Genomic DNA, 9,625 nt, shown 5'->3' with positions numbered 1-9,625 from the left:
CAATTCAACGCTTAATGGAGGCTAGATAACGCCGAACCCTTGACTGCAAATTCGTCCGTCAAAGCGGGGCAATCTCATACGATGCTCGTCCGTTGCCTCTGTCCCGAAGCTGTCTGGAACCGCGCCGCTGTCGCTGACGATCTCCCGACAGATGAATATGGATAAACGGACGCACCGGCCGACCGACGACGTTCGCCAAGTGCGGAAACCTGCCAATGCGCTATTCAATTTGTGTGCGCGGCCGACACCGTATCGCCATGACATTGGGCGACTGCTTTCACTACCGCCGGGCCTGTTCGAGGCCACCTGCGCTGGCGGCAATTGTGCAGCTGGATTAAGCGACGGCCAACGATTGTGACAGGAGCGCCGCAGATATCCCAGGTCATTACCACTGACCATGATTACGAGATCGCTGTCGTCGGCAAGCACGGTCGTCCGTATGTTGCCGTGTCGATCATACATTGCGGCGTTATGCAGCGGGTTGCCGATTGCCTGCGTCAAACGTACGAGATCATCATCGGCGCGCAATCTCCTGTCCAGAAACCGCGTGCTTTCGCGGCAGCGGCCGCCGCCATTTGGGGTCATCGGCCAGCGCGTCAACATCTCGATGCCGTTGGTGCTAGTGTGCTCTGATTGACGTGTCGCATCATCAGAGTGTCAGCCATTCGATTTCGCTGACTTGGCAACCAGTCGTATCAATCGGCCGACGCTCGCAGCAACCTCGAACGGCTTGCTGGGAAGGCACGCTAAAGTTTTAGCGCGCGCAAACGCAATGCGTTTAGTATCACGGATACAGAACTGAGTGACATTGCAAAGGCGCCGACGATCGGACTGAGAAGGAGTCCAAGGGCGGGATAGAGAACGCCGGCGGCAATCGGTATGCCGATCGCGTTGTAGGCGAATGCAAATACCAGATTTTGTCGCATGTTACGCATCGTTGCCCGACTCAACACAATCGCCCGAGCAATACCAGCAAGATCGCCTTTCACCAGGGTGATTCCGGCGCTCTGGATCGCGACCTCTGTTCCCGTTCCCATCGCAATTCCGACGGCGGCTTCGGCTAGTGCCGGGGCATCGTTCACGCCATCGCCAGCCATGGCAACAGTGCACCCCTCTGCCGTGAGCCTTTTGACAATCTGGTTCTTGTCCTGCGGCAGAACGCCCGCTTCGACTTCCTTAATACCGAGCTTACGGGCGACGGCTTCTGCCGTTGTCTTGTTGTCGCCCGTCAGCATCACGATCCGTACGGCGTAGCTCCGCAGGGTATCGAGGGCTGCTTGCGTCGTCGCCTTGATCGGATCAGCAATGGCGATGACGGCGCCCGGCTTGCGGTCGATCGCGAGATACAGGGCGGTCGCCCCCTCGATACGAAGCTCGTCGGCCTTCTTCTCAAGGTCTCCGAGTGTGATGCCGAGATCGGTCATCAATTTCGCATTGCCCAGTGCGACCATCCGGTCGCCAATTTTTCCGGAAACGCCTTGGCCCGTAATGGACGCGAAGTCAGTTGCTTCCTGGATTGAAGCGTTGCAATCGCGCGCGGCGATGACGATGGCCGCGGCGAGAGGGTGTTCACTGGACCGCTCAAGACTGGCCGCCAATGACAGAATCTCAGACTCCGACAGTCCTGCCGCCGGAACGATGGTTGTTACCCTTGGTTTGCCCTCCGTGAGCGTGCCCGTCTTATCCACGACCAGGGTGTCCACCTTCTCCATCCGCTCGAGCGCCTCCGCCGACTTGATCAGGACGCCGGCACCGGCACCTTTGCCGACACCCACACCGATCGACATAGGAGTGGCCAGGCCCAGCGCACAAGGACAAGCGATGATGAGCACCGAGACCGACGCAATCAGCGCGTACGAAAGGGCGGGAGCGGGACCCCACACCGCCCACGCGACGAACGTAATGATGGCCACGCCAAGTACCGCCGGGACGAAGTAACCCGATACCATGTCGGCCATGCGCTGAATGGGAGCTCGGCTGCGCTGAGCCTCGGCGACCATTGTCACGATACGCGCGAGCATGGTGTCTGTGCCAACCTTGTCGGCACGCATGACCAGGGAGCCGGTGCCATTCACTGTGCCTCCGATGAGCTTATCCCCGGGTTGCTTGATGGCAGGCATCGATTCGCCTGTCACCATGGCTTCATCCACTGCACCTTTGCCCTCAAGCACTTCGCCATCAACCGGCACGCCGTCGCCGGGCCGTACGCGGAGATGATCGCCGACCTCGATGAGCTCTAGTGCCACTTCCTCATCCTCACCTCCAGTCCTCAAGCGGTGCGCAGTTTTCGGTGCCAATTTGAGCAGGGCGCGAATCGCACCACCGGTCTGCTCACGAGCGCGTAGTTCCAGTACCTGGCCTAGCAATACGAGAACGGTGATCACCGCAGCGGCTTCGAAGTAAACGGAGACCGTGCCGTCCATCCCGCGAAACCCGACGGGAAAGAATCCCGGCGCAAACGTCGCGAAGATGCTGTAGAGGTAAGCAGCACCCGTTCCGAGAGCGATCAGGCTGAACATGTTCAGGCTGCGATGCACCACTGACGCCCAGGCGCGTTCAAAGAATGGCCATCCCGCCCACAGGACAACCGGCGTGGACAGGGCGAATTGAACCCAGATGGAAATGCGCGGCGGGACAAGATGATGCAAAGCAAGTCCGGGAATATGCCCCCCCATTTCCAGGATGAAGACCGGCACGGCGAGAGCCAGTCCAACCCAAAACCGTCGGGTCATGTTCGCGAGTTCCAGGTTCTCGCCGGATTCCGCACTCACCTTCATCGGCTCCAGCGTCATCCCGCAGATAGGGCAATTTCCCGGCGTCTCCTGCCGTATCTGCGGGTGCATCGGACACCGGTAGATCGGAGCACCTCCTGCCCGGTCCGGCGGAGTGACGGACGTTGGGTCGCGAACCGAGATGTTATGCATGAGGGTGACCTCGGTCGTTCGGGAATGCTCAATTCATAAAGCGCGGCGGCGGGTGAAATTATGCAGTGCAGTCAGTCACCGTCAAGAAAATGGAAAGCCCATGTCCAGATCCTGCGATCAGGTCAATTACTGATGAAGCGCTTTCAGAAAAGCTATGATCGAATCAACCTCCCGACGGCTCAGACGCCCTCGCCAATGGGGCATTACCGGGTCAAGAGGAGCTCCTTCTTCATTCTTGCCATCGAGAATGGCACGGCGAAGCAGCGCGTCGCTTTTATGGTACGTCTGTTCAAGTGCCGGTGCCCGCAGGTCGGGGGAGATGAGAGTCCCCGATTTGATGCCACCTGAACCATCCGACTTGTGGCAAACGGCACAGTGATTTTCGAACAGATGCGCGCCCATCATGCCAGGACCGCCGCCCATGCCGCCCATCATGCTGGGGCCGCCTGCCACGCCAGGGCCTCCGCCCATCATGCCTGAACTCTGGCCATGATCCGTGGTTGGCTGTGCGCCTAGGTTGGCTGCAAAACCGGCCCCGATGGCAAGTACCAAGCCAAGGGCGGTCCGTCGTCTGGGTTTGTACGCCATCGTGTCCTCCCGGCTCGCATTCGCGACCTGCTCTTTCAGTTGGACTGTGGGAAGGTCTTCGCCGTTCGCGACAGAATCCGCACTTATTCTGTCGCTGCTTGCAACGGCCCTTCCGGCACTGTCGATGGATGTCGATTTCGTGCCGTAGTGATGGTGGCCTGAAATTCTCACCAGGACCGGTTCCGGACCACTCAAGATCTTCCGCTGCTCCTCATATTCGACGCGATTGATCTCGCCGCGTTCAAAACGTTCCTTGAGGATGTCGAATGGAGGTGTCCTATGGCGATTACAACCCCATACAAGGCCGGCGGCGCGCAAGATCCTTCGACGACCAAAACCGCTAGAACCACGAACGCGACCACCATCATGATTGGTCCGACAATCATCCCGCCCACCCAACCATACATCATGAAGTGCTCCCGGGGTCTAGACTGCGCAAACCAAGCGCGTCATTTAGTCCGTCGTTGCGACGATCACATTGATCAGGTTCAGGTCATCGCGTTGTCCAGCGCCAAGATAGCCCCATAATCGCGCGGTTCGTGTTGCCTTGCGACCCTTCTCGAGTAGAGGCAGCGTGGTGTCGTCCACGTGCATGCGGGGCGCCTGCAACTGATGAACCCGCAGCGGTGGCAGCAGTACTTCGAGCAACTCGGCTGCCGCGAGCTTCCATTCGCACAGCGTCGCCCGAGGCAGGTGCATGCCCCGGCGCGCGTAGCGCATCTCCTGCCGGTTTAATGGCAGATGATCGACATAGGTGTTGACCAGAATGTTTGCCAGCAGGCTCGCGCTCGCATTGCTCTTAGGCAACGGCGACGGCTGGGCGCTGGCGGTCACGATGGTCGACTCACCGTCCTTCTTCGCCGCGTACTTGAAACGAACGTGCTCGATGACGGTGAGCCTGGACGGCTCGTAGTCTAGCGTCTCGCTGCGCTCCTCGCCGATGCGCTTGAGCGTATCGAATGCGGCCTTCTGTTCGTCGCTCAGATCATATTCGATGCGCGCGCGTGGCAGGTCCTTCGGCAAAGCGGGACGGCCCTTGCGGGTGTGGGCCTCAACTGGAACCTTCGCCGGCTCGGGTGGCACCGGTAGATCTGAGGCGGCATCGAACAATTCCGCCTGGCCTGACAACCGCTCGGAACTGACGCCGAAGCGTGCGCGGTTCAACTGGACAATTTGGTGTTGCAGACTTTCCAGTTGTTCCCACAACACCCACGCGAGCCGGTTCTGTTCGAGCGCGAATGCCTGCAACGCCTCGGGCTCGATCGGCAGATCCGCGACAGTGATGGCGGCGGGCGGCATGTCGACCATGATGCCCAACTCGCGCTACGTTTACAAGACTCGTGAGCGTCGAATCTGCGCGAGGTGCAAGCTAATCAACTGACGCGCGTCACCGCGACCGCGCGGTGCGGTTCGCGCGCCGGGATCTCGATGCCTTCGAGCCACGCATTGAGCTCGGCGAGCGTGAAGCCGCGTTGTGCGAGCGACGCCGGTGATGGGAAATGTCCGTGTTCAAGCCGCTTGTACCAAAGTGCGAAGCCGGTGCGATCCCAATATAAGCACTTGACCTTCGTGCGGTCCCGACCCACGAACACGAACAAATTGCCCGAGGCCGGCTTCTGGGCCAGCAACGGTTCGACCAGATAGGACAGTGTGTCTATCGATTTGCGCATGTCGACTGGCTCACGGCAGATGTAGGCCCGAACGTCGGCCGCGATCAGCACCGTGCACCGCCCAACTGCACGAGCACGAAGCGTACGATGCGCTCGGCATGCGCGCCGGTCAGTTCGATGCGAACACCGGCAAGCGACAAGGTCACTCGATCACGTGACGACGACGTATCTGCCGTCGTTGATGGCTGCGTCATGACCGGCTCTGGCTCACCATCTGCACGGGCCACGACAAACGTCGCATCCGGGGTCACGACGAGCGGGCTCGTCCGGGCAGCTGTCTCGCCCGCGAGCTTCTTGCGCCACAGGCCGAAGGTACTGACTGCAAGCCTTGCTCACGGCAGAAACGTCGGGCGCCAAGCCCGCTTCGTTTCCACGCCATGACCATCTCGTGCCAGAATGCCTCGCCTTGCCGAGGACGTCGCGCTGTCCTCGGCCCCGCCGTCTCTTCGGTTGGGCCGTCCATCGCATTGCTCCGCCATTACGATGGCAACACCTTCGCACCGCACGCACCTGTGTTCAAGACGGGATGCGCTGACGCATACGTTACAGACAACCCTTCGCTTCCTGCGCATTCTCAATCCCGCTTCCTCACCAGTGTTCATCACGGTCCACCTGCCGCCGTTCCAGCGAACTGGAGCACCGGCAAGAAATCGGGGTTCCCGCGTCCGATAAGTTGATTGCTCGCCGGGAGATGCGACGCCAAAAGCTCATTGAGCTTGAGATAAACCGGGGGACGCGGTCCTTGTTAGCGCTTCACTGGATCAGGAGCACCATCCGAAATGTGGCGATGGTCGTCCCGTCTTGATGACGAGGTGCGACCCTTCTGAAAGCTAGAAGATGGGGCTGCATACGTTTGACACGAGATGGAAATGACGGCAAACCCGAACGCGACCGGGGAGTCGGCCCATCTCGTCGCGGTGCTGGCAAGGGCGTCGAACGCGCGCGTGACGCGGTGCGTATTCGCATAGGCTGGGCCGACTATTCGGCACCGTGCGCTGCACGAGGCCTTCGAAGACCGCCGTTTTGCCGACGCCCGGCTCGCCAATCAGCACCGGATTGTACTTACGCCTACGCGCGAGCACTTCGACCATCGTTTCGATTTCGTGCGCTCCGATGACTGGATCGCGATGCCCTTCCCGTGCGAGCGACGTGAGATCGCGGCTGAACTTGTCGAGATCCAGCGTGCGAGACGGCGGGCAGGCCGCGCGGCGGGCCGCCCGCGCCGACCGTTTGCGCGGTCTGCCGCCTGAGCCCTTGCAGATCGACGCTGAGCTTGCAGCAGTTGCCCCGCGAAGCGATGGGCGTGCCGCCCCGATTCAAGCGAGCCGCAACCGCTGTGCCAGCGCGGCGCCGCCCCATGCGGAACAACGCTTGCTTATGAAACCTTGTCGTGCCGCCTGAGGCACGATAACGCCAATTCCCCGCAATCACAGCAGCCCTGCAATGCGGCTGAGGAGTCATCGTGGACATGCCATCCTTTTCCCCTTCGATCACGACGATGATTCGCATGGATCACACTCATGTCATGGCAGCTTTTCATCGCTATCACGCGGAAACATCGTGGTGGAGAAAGCGCGCCATCGTCGAGCTCGCCTGCACGGCGCTGGAAATTCACGCGCAACTCGAAGAAGAGATCTTCTACCCCGCGCTCCGCGAAGCGATGGCCGGAGACGAACGCCTCACTAAGAGCAAGCCCGAGCACGACAAGATGCGCGAGGACATCGGGAAGCTGCGTTCGATGTGCCCAGAAGATGCCGCCTACGACGCGCGCTTCATGCAGCTCATGCGTGAGGTAATGCATCACGTCGCGGACGAGGAAACGGTGCTGCTTCCAACGGCCGAACGCTCGCTCGCTCCGCAGTTGTCGGAACTCGGCTTGCGCATGACGAAGCGCCGCATGCAGCTGGTCGCGCAACACCGACCCGGTGCCATCGCGGTCAGTACGGTGGGCACGTTTCCGCTTGCATCGGTTGCGTTGATGTCGCTCGGCGCCCTCGCGCTCTCGCATTGTCTGCGGCACGCATCCTCGCGCCGCAAATATCGCGCGTAACGCCGCTCAGGGTTCGCGCGGCGCGCCGTTCACCTCGACGATATGCAGCGGGATAGACTTCGCGCCGGGGCATCTTGTTTAGACCGCGGCGCGTCCGCCTCTTCAATTGCGGCATCTCTTGAAGCGCGCTACATCCGGACATCCGATCGCCATGGCCGCCGCACCGTTTGACCGCTCGGTCGGCACTCGGCTCCTCGCCGCGCCTCCGTATGATCAGCACAGCGTGACGCGGTCAATTTCTTCGGCGAAAGCATCACGCATTCCTGCCGGGCGTTGCCGAAATTTTTTCGCAGTGCCGCGGGCAAAACTCCCTTTTCCGCCGACAGGCCGGCGGTTGGACAATCGACATCTCGTGCGTCGGTCTTTACAGAGTGCGAGGTCCTTATGATCCCGTTATGCGGGACGGACGCGCATGAGGGCGTACCGAGCCTCAGTCGCTCCCGAATGCGATTGTCGTCAGCAGCGCCAACTCCGCCTGCCGAGAATGAAGGCCAGAATGCTGCACGACTATCGATACATCCGACTCAACCTATCGTACTCCGTGCCGACCGGGATTCGCTCCGGTTCGGTAAGGTCATTGAAACGCATATGACGGGCGATCTCGCAATGGACAAGCCAACAGCCGCCTTGTCGCTTGAGGGACGTCGCGGCCTTAGTAACACCTGAGCCGTCGACCGCCCATTGCAGCAGTCTTTTGCGCGCCGGTTGCTTACCTGTATCAGATCGCCTTCGCAGGTGTCTGGCGATGCAACCCCGGAAGTTCGATACGTACGGTCGCCCCAGAAGCGCCAGCGAAGTGACGTTTTATGACTAACCGTCCACCGTATCGCTCTGCTAAAGCGGCCGCGATGGGTAGCCCGAGGCCGAGACTATCGTCCTGACGCCCGTCTGCGGCCTGAAAAGGCTCGAAGATACGATCGCTTTGCGCCTCACGCACGCCCGGCTCATCTTCGGTGACTTCTACAACTCCAAGCTCTGAAGTGCGTGAAACCTTCACGTCCACGCGCGCGGCGGTTGCGCTCTGGCGAACCGCATAATTGATGACGTTGAAGAGCAGCCTCTGCACATCCTCCTCAACGGCTAGAACCGATACGTCTTCAATACTGTCCGCCCCAAGGTCCACATCGCGTTCGATCGCGAGAGGAAGCGCTCTCGCCACAGCGTTATAGACGGTCGGTCGCAGCGCGACTTCAGCGAGGTTCGCAGGCGGTTCTAGTCTTGCGTTCGCGAGTTCGAGAAGTTGGGCGGCGGTCGCCGCTAGCCGCCGCGCCCCCTCCTCCAATTCTTTCAGCCGCTCTTGGCGTTGGTCAACGGATACTGGGCCCAGATTGGCAACTTGCAAGCAGACCGCGGCAACGCTTGTCCGCAGAACATGAGCCGCATAGTGGGCGAACTCCCTCTGTGAGTCGCGAAGCGCCATAAGCTGCTTTTCCAACTGGCCGGTGACGGCGACGATGGGCCTTAGCTCGACAGGCATGTGTTCGAGCGGCGGCGCATCAGGGGACGAAAGATTATTGAAAGCTACGAAGTGCTGAATCCGGTCCAGAGGTCGGAGGCACAACCCGATAATGATTAGGTTCGCCAGCAAAAGCAGCAGCAGGCCGAGAACCGAGGGCGCGATCTCAAACAACGCGACGTGGTCCGGGTCCCTGATTCCTGGCACGCGGGCAGCGCCTGCCTGCTTGCTTGTGGTCTTCGCTGGATTCGTCACCCGGTCCGTTCCGTACTGAACGGCCTGCGCCCGAATTGCCGCCGCTCGAATCATCACAAAGGTTCCGGCGGCGCCGGAAAGACCGAACGCGAGCAACGCTGCCAATAACCAAAGGCAAAGCCGCCGGCGTAACGATCCCGCACCGAGCCACTTACACATGTCTGCTCCCTTGTCTTCCGCTCGAGTTAAAGCTCCTCTCGGCAAGGTGGCCGCAAATAGGGTGTACTGTATGAAACCTACAAAAGACAAATTAGGAAAGAATTAGCGGTGTGAGACCCACGCTCCCGATGCCAATCTAAGCCGACCGGCCCGGGCCCTTTCCCCAGGGCATGGTCCGATGGCCCATGTCGCCTTCGCGCTGGCCTGCGACGACACTATCTCGTTGAAGTACGAGGGAAGTTATGATTCGGTGCCGCTCATGGAACCAGAAGCGGAGTTCCGTTGAGCGGTCATGGTCCACAAACCGCCGACGCGTCGGGCAAGGAAGAGCCTGACCCACGCTGCGATGGGCGAGACGGTGGCCGCGGACCGTTGAACTCGCCGGGCAGTCCAGACTGACGAACGAGCGGCCGACAACCCGGGTCTCGTCAACGCAGGTGAGAGTCCATGCCGTGAGGCCAAGAGCGGTCAGACCAGAACTCCCAGCGCTGAAAGCGCCACGCTGCGCACGGCCGCCCTCGAA

The 9,625-nt window shown here is 60.6% G+C and carries 10 protein-coding genes; 1 reads left to right on the top strand and 9 read right to left on the bottom strand.

Annotated elements, in window-relative coordinates:
• Positions 1-21: 21 nt before the first annotated feature.
• The 7 genes from AWB81_RS44970 to AWB81_RS49160 all read right to left on the bottom strand — a co-directional run bounded on the left by AWB81_RS44970 (position 22) and on the right by AWB81_RS49160 (position 5,561).
• Entirely contained in the window at positions 22-603 is a 582-nt protein-coding gene (locus AWB81_RS44970; protein ID WP_144444210.1) for a hypothetical protein, read from the bottom strand.
• Positions 604-746: 143 nt separating this feature from the next.
• On the bottom strand, positions 747-2,924 hold the full coding sequence (locus AWB81_RS30015) for a copper-transporting P-type ATPase (RefSeq protein ID WP_087135285.1): 2,178 nt from the start codon (positions 2,922-2,924) through the stop codon (positions 747-749).
• Between the two features lie 126 nt (positions 2,925-3,050).
• On the bottom strand, positions 3,051-3,830 hold the full coding sequence (locus AWB81_RS46505) for a c-type cytochrome (protein ID WP_062640393.1): 780 nt from the start codon (positions 3,828-3,830) through the stop codon (positions 3,051-3,053).
• A gap of 135 nt (positions 3,831-3,965) precedes the next feature.
• Positions 3,966-4,820 (bottom strand): IS66 family transposase, encoded by an 855-nt coding sequence (locus AWB81_RS47165; RefSeq protein WP_235025975.1) that lies wholly within the window; start codon positions 4,818-4,820, stop codon positions 3,966-3,968.
• A gap of 65 nt (positions 4,821-4,885) precedes the next feature.
• Positions 4,886-5,233, bottom strand: a complete 348-nt coding sequence (gene tnpB / locus AWB81_RS29995; protein WP_035544623.1) for an IS66 family insertion sequence element accessory protein TnpB — start codon at positions 5,231-5,233, stop codon at positions 4,886-4,888.
• On the bottom strand, positions 5,227-5,376 hold the full coding sequence (locus AWB81_RS45900; protein WP_159938957.1) for a hypothetical protein: 150 nt from the start codon (positions 5,374-5,376) through the stop codon (positions 5,227-5,229). Before AWB81_RS45900 ends, tnpB begins: the two co-directional genes overlap by 7 nt.
• Before the next feature lie 53 nt (positions 5,377-5,429).
• Positions 5,430-5,561 (bottom strand): hypothetical protein, encoded by a 132-nt coding sequence (locus AWB81_RS49160; protein ID WP_445344345.1) that lies wholly within the window; start codon positions 5,559-5,561, stop codon positions 5,430-5,432.
• 1,089 nt (positions 5,562-6,650) lie between these two features.
• Between AWB81_RS49160 and AWB81_RS29985 the strand changes: the two genes are divergently transcribed.
• Positions 6,651-7,232 (top strand): hemerythrin domain-containing protein, encoded by a 582-nt coding sequence (locus AWB81_RS29985; protein ID WP_062640391.1) that lies wholly within the window; start codon positions 6,651-6,653, stop codon positions 7,230-7,232.
• A gap of 430 nt (positions 7,233-7,662) precedes the next feature.
• On the opposite strand, the gene AWB81_RS47155 is transcribed toward AWB81_RS29985, so the two are convergent.
• Both AWB81_RS47155 and AWB81_RS29975 read right to left on the bottom strand, forming a co-directional pair.
• Positions 7,663-7,737 (bottom strand): hypothetical protein, encoded by a 75-nt coding sequence (locus AWB81_RS47155; protein WP_235025976.1) that lies wholly within the window; start codon positions 7,735-7,737, stop codon positions 7,663-7,665.
• A gap of 213 nt (positions 7,738-7,950) precedes the next feature.
• Positions 7,951-9,102 (bottom strand): sensor histidine kinase, encoded by a 1,152-nt coding sequence (locus AWB81_RS29975; RefSeq protein ID WP_062640390.1) that lies wholly within the window; start codon positions 9,100-9,102, stop codon positions 7,951-7,953.
• Positions 9,103-9,625 lie beyond the last annotated feature (523 nt).

The organism is Caballeronia arationis (assembly GCF_001544975.2).
In the GTDB taxonomy this organism is placed as follows: Bacteria; Pseudomonadota; Gammaproteobacteria; order Burkholderiales; family Burkholderiaceae; genus Caballeronia; species Caballeronia arationis.
This window is presented reverse-complemented; position numbering and strand designations above follow the sequence as displayed.